At 65.8% G+C, this 18773-nt stretch carries 15 protein-coding genes; 10 read left to right on the top strand and 5 right to left on the bottom strand.

Annotated features, from left to right (window positions below; translation table 11 throughout):
- Positions 1–37 precede the first annotated feature (37 nt).
- The 3 genes from MB901379_RS18540 to MB901379_RS18530 all read left to right on the top strand — a co-directional run bounded on the left by MB901379_RS18540 (position 38) and on the right by MB901379_RS18530 (position 4688).
- Positions 38–1408, top strand: a complete 1371-nt coding sequence (locus tag MB901379_RS18540) for a hypothetical protein (protein WP_158017952.1) — start codon at positions 38–40, stop codon at positions 1406–1408.
- Between the two features lie 196 nt (positions 1409–1604).
- Entirely contained in the window at positions 1605–2030 is a 426-nt protein-coding gene (locus MB901379_RS18535) for a hypothetical protein (protein WP_174237043.1), read from the top strand.
- Positions 2031–2453: 423 nt separating this feature from the next.
- Positions 2454–4688: a PE family protein gene (locus MB901379_RS18530; RefSeq protein WP_158017951.1), complete on the top strand. Its 2235-nt coding sequence runs from the start codon at positions 2454–2456 to the stop codon at positions 4686–4688.
- Positions 4689–4751: 63 nt separating this feature from the next.
- Here the strand turns inward: MB901379_RS18530 and coaA are convergent, their stop codons facing one another.
- Positions 4752–5690, bottom strand: coding sequence for a type I pantothenate kinase (gene coaA / locus MB901379_RS18525; RefSeq protein ID WP_158017950.1), 939 nt, complete (start codon positions 5688–5690; stop codon positions 4752–4754).
- 323 nt (positions 5691–6013) lie between these two features.
- On the opposite strand from coaA, the gene glyA reads away from it, so the two are divergent.
- The 5 genes from glyA (at position 6014) to MB901379_RS18500 (ending at position 12318) form a co-directional block, all read left to right on the top strand.
- Positions 6014–7294 (top strand): serine hydroxymethyltransferase, encoded by a 1281-nt coding sequence (gene glyA, locus MB901379_RS18520; RefSeq protein ID WP_158017949.1) that lies wholly within the window; start codon positions 6014–6016, stop codon positions 7292–7294.
- 97 nt (positions 7295–7391) lie between these two features.
- The gene (locus tag MB901379_RS18515; protein WP_158017948.1) at positions 7392–8219 is read left to right on the top strand and encodes an acyl-ACP desaturase; all 828 of its coding nucleotides are present in this window, start codon (positions 7392–7394) and stop codon (positions 8217–8219) included.
- A gap of 341 nt (positions 8220–8560) precedes the next feature.
- Complete coding sequence (locus MB901379_RS18510) at positions 8561–9862, top strand: PhoH family protein (RefSeq protein WP_158017947.1); 1302 nt, start codon at positions 8561–8563, stop codon at positions 9860–9862.
- A 40-nt stretch (positions 9863–9902) separates the two neighbouring features.
- Entirely contained in the window at positions 9903–10778 is an 876-nt protein-coding gene (locus MB901379_RS18505; protein ID WP_158017946.1) for a polysaccharide deacetylase family protein, read from the top strand.
- Between the two features lie 49 nt (positions 10779–10827).
- Positions 10828–12318 carry an adenylate/guanylate cyclase domain-containing protein gene (locus MB901379_RS18500; RefSeq protein ID WP_232022151.1) on the top strand — a complete coding sequence of 497 codons (1491 nt, stop codon included), beginning with the start codon at positions 10828–10830 and terminating at the stop codon, positions 12316–12318.
- Here the strand turns inward: MB901379_RS18500 and MB901379_RS18495 are convergent.
- From MB901379_RS18495 to glpX, 3 genes are read right to left on the bottom strand one after another with little or no spacing between them, the layout of a single operon-like run.
- Positions 12287–13261 carry a hypothetical protein gene (locus MB901379_RS18495; protein WP_158017944.1) on the bottom strand — a complete coding sequence of 325 codons (975 nt, stop codon included), beginning with the start codon at positions 13259–13261 and terminating at the stop codon, positions 12287–12289. The genes MB901379_RS18500 and MB901379_RS18495 overlap by 32 nt on opposite strands.
- A gap of 58 nt (positions 13262–13319) precedes the next feature.
- Entirely contained in the window at positions 13320–14750 is a 1431-nt protein-coding gene (locus MB901379_RS18490) for a class II fumarate hydratase (RefSeq protein WP_158017943.1), read from the bottom strand.
- A 48-nt stretch (positions 14751–14798) separates the two neighbouring features.
- Entirely contained in the window at positions 14799–15887 is a 1089-nt protein-coding gene (gene glpX / locus MB901379_RS18485; protein WP_158017942.1) for a class II fructose-bisphosphatase, read from the bottom strand.
- A 28-nt stretch (positions 15888–15915) separates the two neighbouring features.
- Here glpX and MB901379_RS18480 point away from each other — a divergent pair, with 28 nt between their 5' ends.
- Positions 15916–16590: a DUF4245 domain-containing protein gene (locus MB901379_RS18480; protein WP_197717823.1), complete on the top strand. Its 675-nt coding sequence runs from the start codon at positions 15916–15918 to the stop codon at positions 16588–16590.
- Positions 16591–16618: 28 nt separating this feature from the next.
- Positions 16619–17419: a dienelactone hydrolase family protein gene (locus MB901379_RS18475; RefSeq protein ID WP_158017940.1), complete on the top strand. Its 801-nt coding sequence runs from the start codon at positions 16619–16621 to the stop codon at positions 17417–17419.
- Here the strand turns inward: MB901379_RS18475 and MB901379_RS18470 are convergent.
- Positions 17397–18554 carry an AI-2E family transporter gene (locus MB901379_RS18470; protein ID WP_158017939.1) on the bottom strand — a complete coding sequence of 386 codons (1158 nt, stop codon included), beginning with the start codon at positions 18552–18554 and terminating at the stop codon, positions 17397–17399. The genes MB901379_RS18475 and MB901379_RS18470 overlap by 23 nt on opposite strands.
- Between the last annotated feature and the right edge of the window lie 219 nt (positions 18555–18773).

The raw sequence follows: 18773 nt of genomic DNA, 5'->3' as shown, positions 1-18773 counted from the left end.
GGCCGTCAGGCCGGTGACCGGGTGACACACTGGATGCATGGCTGCGCTGTCGGCGGTGGTGTTCACGCTGAGCGGGTGGTTGGGGCTCTATCTGTTGGCCCGTGATCCGCGAAAGCCGGTGCTCGCGCTGGCGGCGATCGGTTTGTGCGGATTTGCCCTGGTGGTGGCGCTGGACTCGGTACGAACGGTCAGTGTCGCGCACGCCGGGCTGCTCAGCCAGGTGGAGATTTACCTGGCTGCCGTCCCCAGCGTGGGGTGGTTCGCGGTGCTTGTCGAGCTGTCACGGCCGTGTGAGAGCTGGCGGGCGCGCACCCGTGAGCTGCTCCTTATCGCCGGTGTCGCCGGGTTGACGTTGCTCGGCGCGACGATGGCGGGCAGCGTCGAGGGCCCGCTGCGGCCGGGCCACCTGCTGATGTTTGCGGTGATCTCGGTGTCCACCCTGGGAGCGATGGGGGTTGCGGTACTGCGACCCGCCCAGCCGACGCCGGTGGTAGGTGTGGTCGTCGTCGCGACGCTGTTCTTCGCGTTGGCCAATGCGATCCTGATCATTCCGTTGGGCCTGGTGCCTAGCTGGCTGGCGCTGGCGTCGACGGGTTTCGACGTCTTGGCGCTCGGGGTAGCCGTCGCGTTGTGGGACGCCTTCGATGAAGGGCAGGCGCTGCGCGCCGACATGCTGCGATCGTTCGCCGGCTGTTCGGCGGTGGCGACGCTGTTTGGTGGCCAGATACTGATCGGCTTGGCGGTGACCCACACTGAGCCCGCCGCGCAGACCGCGCTCACGGTCCTGCTGTTCACCAGCCTGGCGGTGTCGATCACGGTGCAGGTGCTGGCCGATCCGCTGGCCGGGGTGCTGGATCGGCTGGCGTTCCGGAGATCGCCTGAACTCCGCGCTGATCGGGCCGCGCTGCGCCACACCGGGGCGGCGCTGGCGCTGCGGTCTGACGATCCCCTAAGTGACGTCGACGACGACACCTTTGTCAGGCTCACGCGGCGCGCGCTCGGGCACTACGGCGACCTGACCAAACTTGTCGCCAGCCCGCTAACCGCGTTGCCGGTGATCGACGAGCGGCTGGCCGCGCGGGGCGCACTCGATCACCCGCTGGAGCGGGCCAACGAACTCAAGGCCGTTCTGGCCGACGGTATTGGGCGGCTCAAGCCCCGCGACGCCGGCGATTTCGGAACCACCGAGCAATGGCGCTACTACAACTCGCTGTATTTCCCGTATGTCGTCGGCGTGCGCGCATACGCGCAGAACGCCACCGCCTCGGGGCTGGATCCCACCGCCCGGCAGGCATGGCGGTGGTTTGCCACCGAGGTACCGCAGCGCTCGCTGCACAATTGGCAAAACGCGGCCGCCCGGCTCATTGCGGCAGACCTGCGCAGGCGGGCGACCGTGCCTAGCGACTAGCTATGGCAGCGACCATCGCACGCGGTTCGCAGTATCAGCTTGGCGTGGTCGTCGGCCGCGGTTCCAGATAAATGCCTGGTCATTCCGCTCATGGCAGCAATTGGCAGTGCCGTGCATCGATCTGGCAGTGCGCGGGGAGCACGCTCAGGGTTGTTCTACCGAACACCCTTGTCTCCGAGCCTCAAGGAGTAATGGCATGGCCACAATGTCCGGGATATCCGGTTCCACCACCACCCCGCCGCTGTACGACTCGAAGGATTCGTTGCTGCGTTTCGCGATGCGCGCTGACGCCACGTTGACCGGACTCCTGGGCCTGGCGGTGGCCCTTGCCGCGGACCCGATCTCGTCGTTAACCGGTCTGACTTCGGTTCAGGAGTACAGCATCGGCGCTTTCTTCGTGCTCTACGGCTTGCTGGTATTCGGCCTGGCCGCGATGCCCAACTTGCGCGGTGTTGGGCTGGGCGTGGTCGCGGGCAACATTGTCTACACTCTGGCCGCCGTCGTCGCCGCCGAGCTCGTGCCCATGACTGCCATCGGGGTGGCCGCGACCCTGGCCAGCGGCTTGTACACGGGGGCGTTCGCCGGGTTGCAGTACCTGGGGGTGCGCAGGTTGGTGACCTAATCTCTGCCGGCGCCTTGCTGGCTTCTTCCTGGCCCCTTTCCGCTGATGCGCGGCACCGCTGGTGCGTGGGATGGTGCCGCGTATCAGCCGTCTCGGGGGTTTCGCGCCCAACGATTTCTGCGAACTCGACGGGCCCGCGGTAGCGGAGCGATCCGCTCTCATCTCTGGTTGATGCTGGCGGATCGAACGTGGCGGCGGGCATGAGATTGCAAGCTTCGACACGCGCCCTGCCGGCCCGCCACCGTGGGTAGCACGTGCAAAGTGCACAACCCTTATTACGGGTCGTGTGCGCTTTGATCGTGCCTTTGGCCTGCAGAGACGTTTGGATTGTGTCCTTTGAATAACCGCCTAGATCGGCTGTGATCGCGATACGATCTTGCTACTCCGACTGGACGCTGGGCGGTGAGCCATTGGAGGACAACGATGTCATTTGTAATTGCTGCTCCCGACCTGATCGCACAGGCCGCCTCAGAGTTGTCAGGTATCGGCACGGTGCTCAGCGAAGCTAATGCGGCAGCGTTGCTCCCGACCACGGGGGTGCTGGCTGCCGGCGCCGACGAGGTGTCGGCCGCGGTGGCGGTGCTCTTTGCCGGTCACGCTCAGACCTACCAAGCGCTGAGCGCTCAGGTCGCCGGTTTTCATGCGCAGTTTGTGCGGGCAATGACCAACGCCACGGGGGCGTATTCGGCCGCCGAGGCGGTCAATGCTTCGGCGTTCCAGAGCGTGCCGCAGGAAGCGCTGAGCGTGATCAACGCGCCCAGTCAGGCGCTGTTTGGGCGCCCGCTGATCGGGGATGGCGCGAACGGTGGTCCAGGGCAAAACGGCGGCGCTGGTGGTTTGCTGTACGGCAATGGCGGTAGCGGCGGGACCAGCACGACCGCCGGGGTGGCCGGTGGCAATGGAGGTGCCGCCGGGCTGATCGGCAACGGAGGCTCCGGGGGCGGCGGGGGGGCCGGCGCGGCCGGCGGTTTCGGTGGTGCCGGTGGATTGCTGTACGGCAATGGTGGTGCCGGCGGTGCTGGTGGGAGCGCCATGTTCCCTGGTACCGCCGGTGGCTCCGGTGGCGCCGGCGGCGCCGCTTTGCTGGTGGGTGCCGGTGGGGCTGGTGGGGCCGGCGGTGCCGCCGGGTTGCTGGGCGCCGGTGGTGATGGGGGCGCCGGTGGGGCCGGCCCATGGATCTACGGCAGCGCTGGGGCAGGTGGGAATGGCGGATTCGGTAGTGGGGGCATCGGTGGTGCGGGTGGTGCCGGTGGCAGCGCTCCTACGCTGGGGCTTCTCGGCCACGGTGGTGCCGGCGGTAACGGCGGAGGCGGCGGCGATGCCGGCCTCGCCGCCAGCGGCGGTGCGGGCGGCGACGGCGGCCACGGTGCGTTCCTGTGGGGCAATGGCGGGGCCGGGGGCTTCGGCGGTGACGGCGGCGTCGGTGCCGACGGGGGCAACGGTGGTTTCGGTGGAGCCGGCGGTGCCTCCGGCCTGATTGGCGACGGCGGCGCGGGTGGTAACGGCGGCGTCGGCGGTGCCGGTGTGGGGGTCTCGGACAGTATCGGCGGATTCGGTGGCAATGGTGGGGCCGGCGGGGCCGGCGGCAACGCCCGGCTGATCGGCACGGGTGGGGCAGCTGGGTTCGGCGGGGCCGGCGGAGAGGGAGCCGACGGCGTCAACCCCTCTGCCCACGCGCCACTATCGCAGGCCGCGCCCGGTAGCCCCGGCGCTCCTGGCCTGCCCTTCTCCAACGGCGGCCCCGGCGGCAAAGGATCAGACGGAACCGGTCTCTTTGAGCAAGGCGGCAACGGCGGCAACGGCGGCGACGCCAGCGGCCCGCAAGCCAACGTTACCGGCGGCAAGGGCGGCACGGGCGGCACCGGCAGCGAAGGTACGACCGGCGGTAACGGCGGGAATGGCGGCAACGGGGTGAGCACTTCCGGTACAAGCTTTGTCGGCCGCGGCGGTGACGGCGGCACGGGCGGTGACGGTGGAGCCAACGGCGGCACCGGCGGCATGGGCGGGACCGGTGGCACGGGCGGGACCAGCGGCCCTGGCGGATTCAATGGGTCCGGCGGCGCCGGCGGCCAGGGTGGTGCCGGCGGCTTCGGCGGCGGCACCGGTGGGGCTGGCGGCACCGGCGGGACCGGCAACGTCCACGATGCGTTTAATGACCGGACCAGCGGCTGGTCTGGCGGTAAGGGCGGCGCGGGCGGCGCCGGCGCTACCGGCGGGTTCGGTGGCGCGGGTGGCGCCGGAGGGACAGGGGGCCAAGGCGGGCTGCTGTTCGGCAATGGTGGTGCCGGCGGGTCCGGCGGTGTCGGTGGTGGCGGTGGATCCGGAGCGATCGGCGGCACCGGTGGCGCTGGCGGAAACGGCGGCGACGGCACCCAGTTCACCGGGTCCGGCGGTAACGGCGGCGATGGCGGCACCGGGGGCACCGGCGGCGACGGCGGCAACGGTGGTGCTGGTGGTGCCGGTGGCGCCGGCGGGCTGTTCGGCCAGGCCGGTGCCCACGGAGCCGGCGCTAGCGGTGGCGTCGGTGGTACCGGCGGCGACGGTGGAGTCGGGGGTGATGCCGGGCTGGCGGGCACGGGTAGCGGCGGCGGCCAAAATGGCACCGCGGGCGGCACCGGCCAGCATGGGGTGGACGGTCAGGACGGCCTTCACGGCTGACTTCGTTAGCCGGGCATTAGTTTTCTCGTCCAGATCGTCGGAATAGCTCGATCAGCGGCAGGATTACAGCTTGCGCAGCCGCAGCCGGTTGATGGAGTGGTCGGCATCCTTGCGCAGCACCAACGTCGCCCGCGGCCGGGTCGGCAGGATGTTCTCAACGAGGTTGGGCCGGTTGATGGTTCGCCAGATTTCGCGCGCGGCGATGACGGCCTCCGGGTCGGCCAGGGCCGAATAGTGGTGGAAGTGGGATTCCGGGTCAGCGAAGGCGGTGCCGCGCATCGCCAGGAACCGCGACACGTACCACTGTTCGATGTCTTCGATGCGGGCGTCGACGTACAGCGAGAAGTCAAATAGGTCCGACACCATCAGAGTTGGGCCGGTTTGCAAGACGTTGAGCCCCTCCAAGATCAGGATGTCGGGGTGGCGGACCACGTGTTTCGCCCCTGGGATGATGTCGTAGTGCAGGTGTGAGTACACCGGGGCGCAGGCGTAGTCCGAACCGGATTTCACCAACGTCACGAACCGCATCAACGCTCGGCGGTTGTAACTCTCCGGAAATCCTTTGCGGTGCATGAGGTTGCGCCGCTCCAGCTCGGCATTGGGGTAGAGAAAGCCGTCGGTGGTGACCAGGTCCACCCGAGGGTGGTGGTCCCACCTGGACAACAATGCCTGCAACACACGGGCAGTGGTCGATTTACCGACTGCAACGCTGCCGGCCACGCCGATGATGAATGGCACTGGGCGATCGGGGTTTTGTTGTGGTTCGCCCAGGAATTCCGCGGTAGCGGCGAACAGCCGCTGGCGGGCGGCGACCTGAAGGTGTATCAACCGGGCCAGCGGCAGATATACCTCTGCGACCTCGAGCAGGTCGATCTGCTCACCGAGACCGCGCAGGCCGATCAGTTCCTCTTCGGTGAGGGCTAGGGGCGTCGACATGCGAAGCGAGCGCCATTGTTTACGGTCGAACTCGACATACGGGCTCGGCTCGCTAAGCCGCGACATGCTGCAAGTCTTGCAGGGCTGTGTTCGGGTGTGGCGGCTGGGCTGGCGAAAAGGCGCCGAATGTCCCGTTGGACGTGCCGCCCGTGTCCCCGGGGGGTTCGCAGAAGTGCGGGAATACGCCGATGGCAAACCCTCGCCGATCCGAGTGACGGTGGCAGAACCTGGAATGCCGCCCGCAACGGGCCTCTGAGCAACTGTGCAATCGACTGTTGTCGGGAGCGCAGCGCCGTGCTGGATCTGCGTGCTGGCGGGCGCTCGATAGACTGACGTCCGTGACTGCCGCACCTGACGCCCGCACATCCGCCCCGTTGAATAACTCTGTTATGACGGCCCCGCTCGCCGAGGTCGATCCCGATATCGCAGAGCTGCTGGGTAAGGAACTTGGCCGGCAACGAGACACCCTGGAAATGATTGCCTCGGAGAATTTTGTGCCGCGGTCCATACTGCAGACCCAGGGCAGCGTGCTGACCAACAAGTACGCCGAGGGGCTGCCGGGTCGGCGGTACTACGGCGGGTGCGAACACGTTGACGTGGTGGAAAACATCGCCCGCGACCGGGCCAAAGCGCTATTCGGGGCGGACTTTGCCAACGTGCAGCCACACTCCGGCGCTCAGGCCAACGCCGCGGTACTGCACGCGCTGATGTCACCGGGAGAGCGGTTGTTGGGTCTCGACCTCGCCAACGGGGGGCATCTGACTCACGGTATGCGGCTGAACTTCTCGGGCAAGCTATACGAGAACGACTTCTACGGCGTAGACCCGGCCACGCACCTCATCGATATGGACGCGGTGCGGGCCAAGGCTCTCGAGTTCCGTCCGAAGGTGATAATTGCTGGCTGGTCGGCTTACCCCCGGATTATCGATTTCGCGGCGTTCCGGTCGATCGCCGACGAGGTCGACGCCAAGTTGTGGGTCGACATGGCCCACTTCGCCGGGTTGGTGGCGGCGGGGTTGCATCCCTCGCCGGTGCCGCACGCGGATGTGGTGTCGACCACCATCCATAAGACGCTGGGCGGTGCCCGTTCCGGCATGATCCTGGGCAAGCAGGAGTACGCGAAGGTCATCAATTCGGCGGTGTTCCCGGGACAGCAGGGCGGACCGCTGATGCACGTGGTTGCCGGCAAGGCGGTCGCGTTGAAGATCGCAGCCTCACCGGAGTTCGCCGAACGCCAGCAACGGACGCTGTCCGGCGCCCGGATCATCGCCGACAGGTTGCTGGCCGACGATGTGGCCAAGGCGGGCGTGTCGGTGGTCAGCGGCGGCACCGACGTCCACCTGGTGCTCGTCGATCTGCGCAACTCCCCACTGGACGGCCAGGCGGCCGAAGACCTGCTCCACGAGGTGGGTATCACGGTCAACCGCAACGCGGTGCCCAACGATCCTCGACCGCCGATGGTGACCTCGGGCCTTCGCGTAGGAACTCCGGCACTGGCGAGCCGCGGGTTTGGGGAAGCGGAATTCAGCGAGGTGGCTGACGTCATTGCTACCGCCTTAGCGGCTGGCAGCGCCGCTGACGTGGCAGCGCTTAGGAATCGGGTGACTCGGTTGGCCAGGGATTTTCCTCTCTACGAGGGCTTGGAAGAGTGGCGTCTGGTAGACCGCTGACCTGCGGTCGGGGTAGCGCTAGGGCGCCCTCGCCACTTCGGCCGGCTAGCCGGAGGGTCGATTTCATAAACCTGTGTATACGGGTTACAGTTACCGCATGGCACAGAAACCTGTAGCTGATGCGCTGACCCTTGAGCTCGAGCCCGTAGTGGAACAAAACATGGCCCGCCACCTCGACACCGAGGACATCTGGTTCGCTCACGACTACGTTCCGTTCGACCAGGGCGAGAACTTCGCCTTCCTCGGTGGGCGGGATTGGGATCCGTCTCAGGCGACGCTGCCCAGGGTGATCACCGACGCCTGCGAGATCCTGCTGATCCTCAAGGACAACCTGGCCGGTCATCACCGCGAGCTCGTCGAGCACTTCATCCTCGAAGACTGGTGGGGCCGCTGGCTTGGTCGATGGACCGGAGAGGAACACTTGCACGCCATTGCGCTGCGCGAATACCTGGTGGTGACTCGGGAGGTTGACCCGGTGGCCAACGAAGACGTCCGGGTCCAGCACGTGATGAAGGGCTACCGCGCCGACACGTACTCGCAGGTTGAGACCTTGGTGTTCATGGCGCTCTACGAGCGCTCCTGCGCGGTGTTCTGCCGCAACCTGGCCGCGCAGATCGAAGAGCCCATCCTGGCCGGGCTCATCGACCGGATCGCCCGCGACGAAGTGCGCCATGAGGAGTTCTTCGCCAACCTGGTGACGCACTGTCTCGGCTCTACCCGCGACGAGACGATCGCGGCGATCGCGGCTCGTGCGGCCGACCTGGAAGTCCTCGGTGCCGACATCGAGGCCTACCGCGACAAGGTGCAGAACGTGGCCGATGCCGGGATATTCGACCCGCAACAGCTGCGGACGGTGATCTCCGATCGCCTCAGCCAATGGGGCCTGGCCGACGAGCCGCAACTGCAGCAGTTCGTCACGAGTTAGGTCCCGGTCGCGCGAGACTGCGCGCGAGGTCTGATTGCTCGACTCCTTCTCACTGCGCTGCGCGGAGTGCATCGTCGTCAAGCTGGGTCTGATTGCTCGACTCCTTCTCACTGCGCTGCGCGGAGTGCATCGTCGTCAAGCTGGGTCCCCTCGGCGCGCCTGCTCTGCAGGCGTGTCATCGGCAGAGTAGCGTCGGACTCGATGGTCAGCGACATGCTCAGCTGCCAGGGCGGCACCTTCCGTCACGTCAACGGCAGGACCGGCCCCGGTCCTGGTGCCGCGGCCCGCGCCGACACGCTCGTGTGGGTCCGCCCGAGCGCAATTCGCTCGAGGAGCGCTCAGTGACCGATCTCCGGACGTATGTGCTCGACACCTCTGTGCTGCTGTCCGACCCCTGGGCCTGCAGCCGATTCGCCGAGCATGAAGTGGTGGTTCCGCTGGTGGTAGTCAGTGAACTCGAGGCTAAACGCCATCACCACGAGTTGGGCTGGTTCGCCCGACAGGCATTGCGGTTGTTCGACGACCTTAGGTTGGAACACGGGCGTCTGGATCAGCCTATTCCGGTTGGGACACAGGGTGGTTCGCTGCACGTCGAACTCAACCACACCGATCCGTCGGTGCTGCCTGCAGGATTTCGCACCGAAAGCAACGACTCCCGCATCTTGAGCTGCGCGGCCAACCTGGCAGCGGAGGGCAAGCGCGTCACATTGGTCAGCAAGGACATTCCACTTCGGGTGAAGGCCGCCGCGGTGGGTCTGGCCGCCGACGAGTATCACGCGCAGGACGTCATCGCCTCGGGATGGTCGGGCATGCACGAGATCGAGACCGCCGCCGAGGACATCGACGCACTGTTCTCCGACGGGGAGATCGACCTGGCCGAAGCCCGGGACCTGCCCTGTCACACGGGGATTCGGCTGCTGGGAGGTAGCTCGCACGCCCTGGGGCGAGTCACTGCCGCGAAACGTATCCAGCTGGTGCGTGGTGACCGCGAAGTGTTCGGTCTGCGCGGCCGCTCCGCCGAGCAACGGGTGGCGCTTGAACTGTTGCTCGACGAGTCGGTGGGCATCGTGTCGCTGGGTGGCAAAGCCGGCACCGGTAAGTCCGCACTGGCGTTGTGCGCGGGTCTGGAGGCGGTGCTGGAACGACGGACTCAGCGCAAGGTGGTCGTTTTCCGCCCGCTGTACGCCGTGGGCGGCCAGGAGCTGGGCTATCTACCCGGTAGCGAAAGCGACAAAATGGGGCCCTGGGCGCAAGCCGTCTTTGACACGCTCGAGGGCCTGGCCAGTCCGGCGGTGCTAGAGGAGGTCCTATCCCGCGGCATGCTTGAGGTGTTACCGCTGACCCACATCCGAGGTCGTTCATTGCATGACTCCTTCGTCATCGTCGACGAGGCGCAGTCGCTGGAACGCAACGTGTTGCTGACCGTGTTGTCCAGGCTGGGTACCGGCTCGCGGGTGGTGCTCACCCACGACATCGCACAGCGGGACAACCTGCGGGTTGGCCGTCACGACGGCGTCGCCGCGGTGATTGAGAAGCTCAAAGGCCACCCGCTGTTCGCGCACATCACGCTGCTGCGCAGCGAACGCTCACCGATCGCCGCACTGGTCACCGAGATGCTGGAAGAGATCACCGGGCCGCGTTGACGACGGGATTTGCGCTTCCGATGCCAGGTAGGCTTCCAGGGTGCACAAACGGCTCGACAACCAGGCCTGGCGCTACGGGCGCATGGTCGTCGGTGTCGTTGCTGCCGTCGCGGTGCTGGTAATCGGCAGTCTCACCGGTCATGTCACCCGAGCGGACAGCGCCAGCTGTGCGATGGTCAAGTGTGTGGCGTTGACCTTCGACGACGGCCCGGGACCGTATACCGACCGGCTGTTGCAAATCTTGAAGGACAACGACGCCAAGGCCACCTTCTTTTTGATCGGCAACAAGGTGGCCGCCAACCCGGCGGGAGCCAAGCGCATCGCGGACGCGGGCATGGAGATCGGCAGCCACACCTGGGAACACCCCAACATGACGACGATCCCTCCGGCGGACATCGCCGGGCAGTTTTCCCGGGCCAACGACGCGATCACGGCCGCCACCGGCAGCACGCCCAAGCTGTATCGTCCCGCGGGGGGGCTGTCCGACAACGCGGTGCGCCAAACCGCGGCCAAGTTCAACCAAGCCGAGATTCTGTGGGATGTCATCCCGTTCGATTGGGCGAACGACTCCAACACCGCGGCAACGCGGTACATGCTGATGACCTACCTTAAGCCGGGTTCGGTGGTGTTGTTCCACGACACCTACTCCAGCACCGTCGACCTGGTGTACCAATTCATTCCGGTGCTCAAGGCCAACGGCTACCGCTTGGTGACGGTCAGCGAGCTGCTCGGGCCGCGGGCACCCGGAAGCAGCTACGGCGGCAGGGAGAACGGTCCGCCGGTCAACGCACTCCATGACATCCCGCCCGGCGATATTCCGCCGCTACCCGATACCCCGTCGCCCAAGCCGATGCCCAACTTCCCCATCGTCGACATCCCCGGACAGAACTCGGGCGGGCCCAATAACGGTGCCTAGAACCGGCGCTTCGGCGAACGAAGCGCAGCAGCAGAGCACCCGCAGGTTGTTGCTCCAATATGCGTTCGCCCTCGCCTTGGCCTACGTCATTGCCGTCATCGATGCGTCGGCCATTTTGATCCCGCTGCGAGGCCACACCTACGTCGACTTCGCAGAGAAAAACCTGCCGGTGGTGGTGCTGCTGGTCGTGTCGGGAACGATCAGCGTGGCGGTCGCCGGGGCGGTGACTTTGGCTCCCACTCTGCGGTGGTTCGTGCCGGGCCACCCACCCACACCGGAGCAGCGGGAAGCCGCCTTCAGGCTCGGCGGCCGCCAGTCGGCCATCTTGGCGGGGGCCTGGGCTACCTCTGGCGGGGTACTGATGCTGATCAATTACGCGGGCGGCGCGAAAATTCTGCTATCCATCCTGCTCGGTGTGGTGCTCGGCGGACCCGCTGCCGCGGGTACCGGCCTGCTGCTCTCGCAACGCACCCTGCGGCCGATCGTGCGAATGGCGACCTTGGGTGGCCGTCCGCGTCTCGCGGTCCCCGGTGTTTTCGCGCGATTGGTCCTGCTGTGGTTTTTGTGCAGTGCGCTACCCATCGGCGTCATCATGGCATTCGTCGTGCTGCGATCCTACGGCTGGGTGATTGAGGACTCCGCATCGTTGGATGTGCCGATCTTGGTGGTGTCGCTGGCGGCGTTGCTGCTGGGCCTTCCGACCATGATCCTGACCTCTCGATCCATTTCCGATCCCCTCGACGAGGTTGTCGATGCGATGGCGCAGGTTCAGCACGGCAACATCGCAACCTATGTCGGTGCCTATGAACGCTCCCAGATCGGGCGGCTGCAAACCGGATTCAACCGGATGGTGTCCGGACTCGAGGAACGCGAACGACTCCGCGACCTATTCGGTCGCCACGTGGGCGCGGATGTGGCCCGCCGCGCGATGGAAGAGGGGTCCGCGCTGTCCGGCGACGTGCTGGAAGCGGCCGTTCTCTACATCGATCTGGTGGGCTCCACCCAGCTTGCCGAAAACCGGTCGCCGCACGAGGTGGCTGAGGTACTCAACGACTTCTTTCGAATCGTCGTCGACGCCGTAGACGAACGTCAGGGGCTGGTCAACAAGTTCGAAGGAGACGCGGCGTTGGCGATTTTCGGGGCTCCGCTGCGGACGGGCGAACCGGCCTCGGACGCCCTGGCGACAGCGCGTGAGTTGGGTACCCAGCTGCGCGGGCTACCGATAGTGGACTTTGGCATCGGCGTTTCGGCGGGCCGGGTTTTTGCCGGCAACATCGGCGCCGAAAACCGCTACGAGTACACGGTGATCGGCAACGCCGTCAACGAGGCGGCCCGTCTGGCCGACCTTGCCAAAACCTCCGAACGGCGGATCTTGTGTTCGGCGGCGGCCCTGGACCGCGCCAATCCGGCCGAACGCGCATGCTGGGCCGAATGCTATTCGACGGTTCTACGAGGCCGATCCGAGGCCACTAAGGTGTCTGCGCCGGCCGGGCCCGACCATACCCAGATCAGTTCGGCGAAACCCGGAGCGCCGCGATGACCCGGTTAATGGTGGCGGCCGAATCCGCGTCGCCGATGGGGGTTGCGCCCATGAAAATGGTGACCGGTTTGGTGTCAACGGCGATGATGACCACGGAGTCACCCTTCACGTTGCGTGAGGTGTCGGCGATCGTGATGTCGGCGTCGACCCGGGCGGCCTTGACCCCGTCCACCGTGATCGAGGACATCTTGGTCGGGCCCAGGGTAGGCGAGGACTGTTCGTAACCCGGACCGTCGACCACGCACTCCAGCAGCTTGGACGCCTGCGCATTGACGTTCATGCTGGCGACGAAGTTGGTGATGGCGACCTCGGCTTGCATCATCCACTGACTGGCGCCTGGCACCTCCTGGCCGACGCCGAGCGCCTCGATCAGGTTGGGGCTCTGATCGTCGGAGAACACCGACCATCCAGGTGCCGCGCTGATCGGAAACGACAATTTGCCGGCACTGATGATCTCGCCGAGCGGTCGCTCACCGCCGGATACGTTGGGTGTGCAGCCGGTCGCCGTTTGCTCGGAATCGTTCGGCTGCGATGTCGGTGCGCTCGAGGTGACCGGTGAGCCGCTGGGATTTGCGTTGCTGGACTTGTTTTCACCGCTCAACGCGACCACCAGGACTACCACCACCACGATGACGCCCAGCACCGCCACACCGGCCAAAATCAACCACGGCATCTTCGAGCCGGGTCCTTTCGGCGGTGGGCCCGGCGGGTAGGACCCGGTCGCCCAGCCGGGGGCATACTGCTGACCGGGTTGGGGGTATTGCGGTGGGGGGGAGGTGCCTGCGCCGTAGGGATCCGCACCGCCATAGGGATTCGAGTACGGACTCCCGCCTGGGTACTGATAGGGACCGCCTTGCGGCTGAGGGCCCCAATACGGGTTCTGCCCATACGGATTCGATCCGCTCGGATCCTGGCCATAGGGACCGCCGGGAGGAGCCGTCATTTGCTAAACCACCCTCGCTTCTTGGACCGCTGCACCTGAGGTAGCCGCGCCACCACGCCTAGTCGTCGGCCGATTCAACCTTGGCCATCGCCAACACATCGAGGCGGCGGTCGAGTTCCTCGATCGATAGCTTGTCGCCGATTAGGCCGCGATCGATGACCGTCTGGCGGATCGTCTTGCGCTCCTTGAGGGCTTGCTTGGCCACCGCCGCGGCCTCCTCGTAACCGATGGCCGAGTTCAGCGGCGTCACGATCGACGGTGAGGACTCGGCCAGTTCGCGCAGGCGCTCGACATTGGCGGCCAGCCCGCTGATGCAACGCTGCGCGAACAGCTGTGACACGTTGGTCAGCAGCCGGAACGACTCGAGGATATTGCGGGCCATCATCGGGATGTAGACGTTCAGTTCGAAGGCGCCATTGGCGCCGCCCCAGGCCACCGCGGCGTCGTTGCCGATCACCTGTGCGGCAACCTGCGTAACCGCCTCGGGCAGAACCGGATTGACCTTTCCAGGCATGATGGAGCTACCCGGCTGCAGGTCGGGCAACTGGATTTCGGCCAAGCCGGTCAGCGGTCCGGATCCCATCCAACGGATGTCGTTGGCGATCTTGGTCAACGACACCGCGATGGTACGCAGCGCGCCGGATGCCTCGACCAATCCGTCGCGGGCGGCTTGCGCTTCGAAAGAATTTGCCGCCGTACGTAACTGCGGCAGGCCCGTTTCAGACACCAGAGTGGCGACCACCCTGACACCGAAGCCCTCGGGCGCGTTGAGTCCGGTTCCCACCGCGGTGCCCCCGATAGCAAGCTCACCCAGACGCGGCAGCGTTGCGCGGACTCGTTCGATGCCGGCCTCGATTTGGCGGGCATAGCCGCTGAACTCCTGGCCCAGCGTCACCGGAACGGCATCCATCAGGTGGGTCCGGCCAGACTTCACCACGCTTTGCCACTCCAACGCCTTGGCGGCCAGCGAGTCCTGCAGCACCTGCAGTGCCGGTATGAGGTAGCTGACCGCGGCCTCGGTGGCGGCGATATGCGTCGCGGTGGGGAAGGTGTCGTTGGACGACTGCGACATGTTGACGTCGTCGTTGGGATGCACCGTAACACCGTTGGCGGCGGCGATGCTGGCGATCACCTCATTGGTGTTCATGTTGGAGCTGGTACCCGAGCCGGTCTGGAAGACGTCGATCGGGAACTGATCATCGTGCTGGCCGTCGGCGATCTCGGCCGCGGCAGCGATGATCGCGTCGGCCTTTTCCGGCGCCAGCAGTCCGAGGTCTTTGTTCACTTGTGCGCAAGCGCCTTTCAACAGGCCCAACGCCCGAATCTGGGAACGCTCCAGACCCCGACCAGAGATCGGAAAGTTTTCCACGGCGCGCTGGGTTTGCGCGCGCCACAACGCTTTCGCCGGCACCCGGACCTCACCCATGGTGTCGTGCTCGATGCGATATTCGGTGTCTTTGTCGGCATCGTTGTGCGCGCTATCGGCCATAGGTTGGGGTCCTCAGTTTGTCCGGATCGGTCGGGATGGTTTCGGCTGTTAAGGCAGGGGATAGGCGGCAGTGGTGTCGCCGGTGAAGTCGATGGCGGAGTATTCGTTGAGCTTCGACAGTCGGTGATAAGCCTCGATCATCCGGACGGTGCCCGACTTCGACCGCATCACGATCGACTGGGTGGTACACCCGCCCGGGTAGTAGCGCACCCCCTTGAGCAGGTCACCGTCGGTAACGCCGGTGGCGCAGAAAAAAACGTTTTCCCCGGACACCAGGTCCTCTGTGGTCAACACCTGCTCGAGGTCATAGCCGGCGTCGAGGGCCTTGCGCCGCTCGGCGTCGTCTTTGGGCGCCAACTGGGCTTGGATGGCTCCGCCCATGCAACGGATCGCCGCGGCGGCGATGATCCCCTCCGGCGTCCCGCCGATGCCGGCGAGCATGTCGGTGCCCGATTCCGGGCGGCAAGCGGAGATCGCCCCGGCGACGTCGCCATCGGTGATCAGCCGGATCCGGGCCCCGGTGGCACGCACGTCTTCGATCAGCTGGGCGTGCCGCGACCGGTCCAGGATGCACACCGTCATGTCGCGCACCGACAATGCCTTGACCCGGGCAACCTCCCGGATGTTTTCGGCGATCGGAGCGGTGATGTCCAGCACATGGGCCGCGTCGGGGCCGACGGCGATCTTGTTCATGTAAAACACTGCCGACGGATCGAACATCGCGCCACGATCAGCCACCGCCAGCACCGAGATGGCGTTCGGCATGCCCTTGCTCATCAGCGTGGTGCCATCGATCGGGTCTACCGCAAAGTCACATTCCGGGCCATCGCCATTACCCACGTCTTCGCCGTTGTAGAGCATGGGGGCATCGTCTTTTTCGCCCTCGCCGATCACCACGACTCCGCGCATCGACACCGAGTTCACCAGCTCGCGTATCGCATCGACCGCGGCGGCGTCGCCACCTTCCTTGTCGCCACGACCTACCCAGCGGCCTGCGGCCATGGCGCCGGCCTCGGTGACGCGGACCAGTTCCATCGCCAGGTTGCGGTCAGGGGCTTCGCCGCGTGACGGTCGGGCGAGCGACGGGTCGGGGCTCGCAACGGCCGTCGGTGACGGACCGGATCCCTGTGCTGTCATGGTTGCTGATTGTCCCAGAAGCAGATCGATGGTCGGGAGCTGGGATACTGGCGGTGTGACTGGTGAGCCGCGGCCGATCCCCAGGCCGGCCAAACCGCGCCTGCTGCAGGACGGTCGCGACATGTTCTGGTCGCTCGCGCCGCTGGTGGTTGGCTGCATCCTGCTGGCAGGCCTGGTGGGGATGTGTTCATTTCAGCCGGGCGGGACCAACCGGGGCACGGTCCCGGCCTACGACGCGGCGAAGGCCTTGCAGGCCGATGCCGCTACGCTGGGTTTTCCGGTCCGACTGCCCGTGTTGCCCGCGGGATGGATATCCAATTCCGGGGGCCGCGGCGGTATCGCCGACGGGCGCACGGACCCGACGACCGGTCACCGGCTGCACGCGGCGACCTCGGTCGTGGGCTATATCAGCCCGACCGGGATGTACCTGAGCCTCACCCAGAGCAACGCCGATGAGGACAAGCTGGTCGGCTCGATCCATCCGGAGATGTACCCGACGGGAACGGTCGATGTGCTCGGCACCAGTTGGGTCGTCTATCAAGGTGCCGACAGCAAGGGCGCGGTCGAGCCGGTGTGGACCACCAGCCTCACCAGTTCGGCCGGAGATACCCAGGTCGCCATCACGGGCGCCGGTAGTGACGACGAGTTCAGTACGCTGGCGGCGGCGACGCAGTCGCAGGCGCCACTGCCGGTCAGCGACTAGCCTGTCATGCCGACTGAAGGGACCTAAGGTGAGCGGACCCGAAGCAGATCTGGCCGGTTGGTCGGTGGCACCGTTCACCGGCGGCGGGTACACCCACGACGTGTACCGCAAGGGGTCGGGTCCCGGAGTTGTCCTGATCCCGGAGATGCCCGGTATCCATCCCGGGGTGTTGGGGTTGGGTAACCACCTGGTGGACAACGGGTTCACCCTGGCCATCCCGTCGTTGTTCGGTGAACCGGGCCGGGCGGTGTCGACCGGCTACGTCGCGGCTGTGATCGCGCGGGGCTGCGTGGCAAGGGAGTTCGCCGCGATGGCCACCAACAAGCAACGTCCGGTATCGCTGTTTCTGCGGGCGCTGGCGCGTGATCTCAACGCCTCGACGCCCGGCAAGGGCGTCGGTGTGATCGGCCAATGTTTTACCGGTGGCTTTGCGTTGGCCGCCGCCGTCGACGACAGCGTGCTGGCCCCGGTGCTCAGTCAGCCTTCGGTACCGCTGCCGCTGACAGCCGCGCAGCGTCGCGATCCCGGGCTGAGTGAATCCGAGCTCAACATCGTCGCCGAACGCTGTTCCAGCGAGGGGTTGTGTGCCCTGGGCTTACGTTTCAGCGAGGACAAAATGGCGCCGCGCGAACGGTTCCGGACACTGCGGCAGCGACTCGGTGACGCCTTCGAGGTGATCGAGATCGACTCCAGCCCGGGCAACGCTTTCGGCTTCGGTCGGATGGCGCATTCGGTTCTCACCGACGAGGTCCGCGAGGTGGACGGTCAGCCGGCCTACGAAGCGCGCAAGCGGGTGGTCGAATTTCTTACTGCGCGCCTGAGTCGGTAGTCGCGCTGGCTGGTGCGTTCCCGGTTCTGCGCGAAAGCCAGCTGCGACGAACCCGTTCTGGGCTGCCGTCTTTGAGCTCGACCCCCTTGTACACCGCCAGGTAGACGTCGATGGTGGTGACGATGAGGATCATCAGCACCGGACCGATGATGATGCCCCATGGGCCGAACATGCTGATACCCGCGAACACCGACAGCAACATGAGTGCCGAATTGAGCCGGGCATCGCGCGGGACGAGGATCGGCCGCAGGACGTTATCGATGTTGGTGACCACCACGAGGTGCCACAGGATCACGAACAGTCCGCCCCCGACATTGCCGTAGAAAATCATTCCGATGCCGAACGGAATTGTCACGATTCCCCCGCCCAGCGGAATAATCGACAGTGCGGTCAGCAGAATCGCGAAAATGAAGAAGCCATGGTGAAATCCAGCCACATATATGGAGCCGGCGCCGGCGACACCCTGGCAGAGCGCGATGACGAACTGGCCGCTGACGGTACCGCGCACCATGGAGCCCATCTTGCGCAGGTACAAATCGGTGACTTCCTCGCCCAACGGATTGAGTTGGCCGATCAGGGTCCGCAATTTGTCGCGGTTCAGCAGCAGCGCCATGAACACATAGAGAAAGATGATGGCCGAGGTAACAGCGCCGGCGAGGCTTCCGGCCGTAGTCTGCAAGAGGTGTAGGAGCCATTGACCCACGTTCTGGGCGACCGAAATCATCATCTTGCGCAGCGCCTCCGCGGTCACGGTGACATGCAGGAACGGCACCCGGTCCAGGAGGTCGTTAACCAATTGCAGAACCTTGTCGCCAAGGCTGCTCAGGTCGGTAGTCTTGGCCCATTCGGCAACGTTTTCCACCATTCGTGCGATCTGAACCACCGCCAGGGCGACCAGCAGCCCTACCGGCACGATCACGATAGCCAGCGCGGCCAATAGCGTGCAGACCGCCGACAAGCCGGCGCTCAGACGTTTGTTAAACCAATTGAACAGCGGTGCGAACAGATACGCGCCAACCGCGGCCACCACAATGAGGACGAAATAGCTGCGCAGAAAATACGCGCCGAATAGCAGGGCGATGAGCGTGAGGATGGCCAGCGCGCGCTTTTGACTGAGCGTGAATTCGGTGTTCATACCTATACCGGGCCGCCCTCCGCGTCGGATGTTGAGGGAAACCTTAGCCGCAGGAGCTTCTCTGTGGTCAGGTTCTTTCGTGCGTGCCCAGGCGGGGTTTCGTCGGGCAGCGCGGCGGGTTATGCGCGCCATCGCCCGGTGCGCCGACTGGGTTGTGAGCGGACGACACCGGTGGATTGGTCGCGATGGTGCGTGGTGCACTCCCCTCCGCTGGCCGGT

Origin of the sequence: Mycobacterium basiliense (assembly GCF_900292015.1) — a bacterium.
Taxonomy (GTDB): Bacteria; Actinomycetota; Actinomycetes; order Mycobacteriales; family Mycobacteriaceae; genus Mycobacterium; species Mycobacterium basiliense.
Note: the sequence above shows the minus strand (reverse complement) of the source record. Positions and strands in the feature narration are given on the sequence as shown.

Bases quoted from the DNA above. Each gene is read 5' to 3' on its own strand.
- MB901379_RS18540 (WP_158017952.1), top strand. From the start codon at position 38: ATGGCTGCGCTGTCGGCGGTGGTGTTCACGCTGAGCGGGTGGTTGGGG.
- MB901379_RS18535 (WP_174237043.1), top strand. From the start codon at position 1,605: ATGGCCACAATGTCCGGGATATCCGGTTCCACCACCACCCCGCCGCTG.
- MB901379_RS18530 (WP_158017951.1), top strand. From the start codon at position 2,454: ATGTCATTTGTAATTGCTGCTCCCGACCTGATCGCACAGGCCGCCTCA.
- coaA (WP_158017950.1), bottom strand. From the start codon at position 5,690: ATGTCGCGGCTTAGCGAGCCGAGCCCGTATGTCGAGTTCGACCGTAAA.
- glyA (WP_158017949.1), top strand. From the start codon at position 6,014: ATGACGGCCCCGCTCGCCGAGGTCGATCCCGATATCGCAGAGCTGCTG.
- MB901379_RS18515 (WP_158017948.1), top strand. From the start codon at position 7,392: ATGGCACAGAAACCTGTAGCTGATGCGCTGACCCTTGAGCTCGAGCCC.
- MB901379_RS18495 (WP_158017944.1), bottom strand. From the start codon at position 13,261: ATGACGGCTCCTCCCGGCGGTCCCTATGGCCAGGATCCGAGCGGATCG.
- MB901379_RS18490 (WP_158017943.1), bottom strand. From the start codon at position 14,750: ATGGCCGATAGCGCGCACAACGATGCCGACAAAGACACCGAATATCGC.
- glpX (WP_158017942.1), bottom strand. From the start codon at position 15,887: ATGACAGCACAGGGATCCGGTCCGTCACCGACGGCCGTTGCGAGCCCC.
- MB901379_RS18480 (WP_197717823.1), top strand. From the start codon at position 15,916: ATGGTCGGGAGCTGGGATACTGGCGGTGTGACTGGTGAGCCGCGGCCG.
- MB901379_RS18470 (WP_158017939.1), bottom strand. From the start codon at position 18,554: ATGAACACCGAATTCACGCTCAGTCAAAAGCGCGCGCTGGCCATCCTC.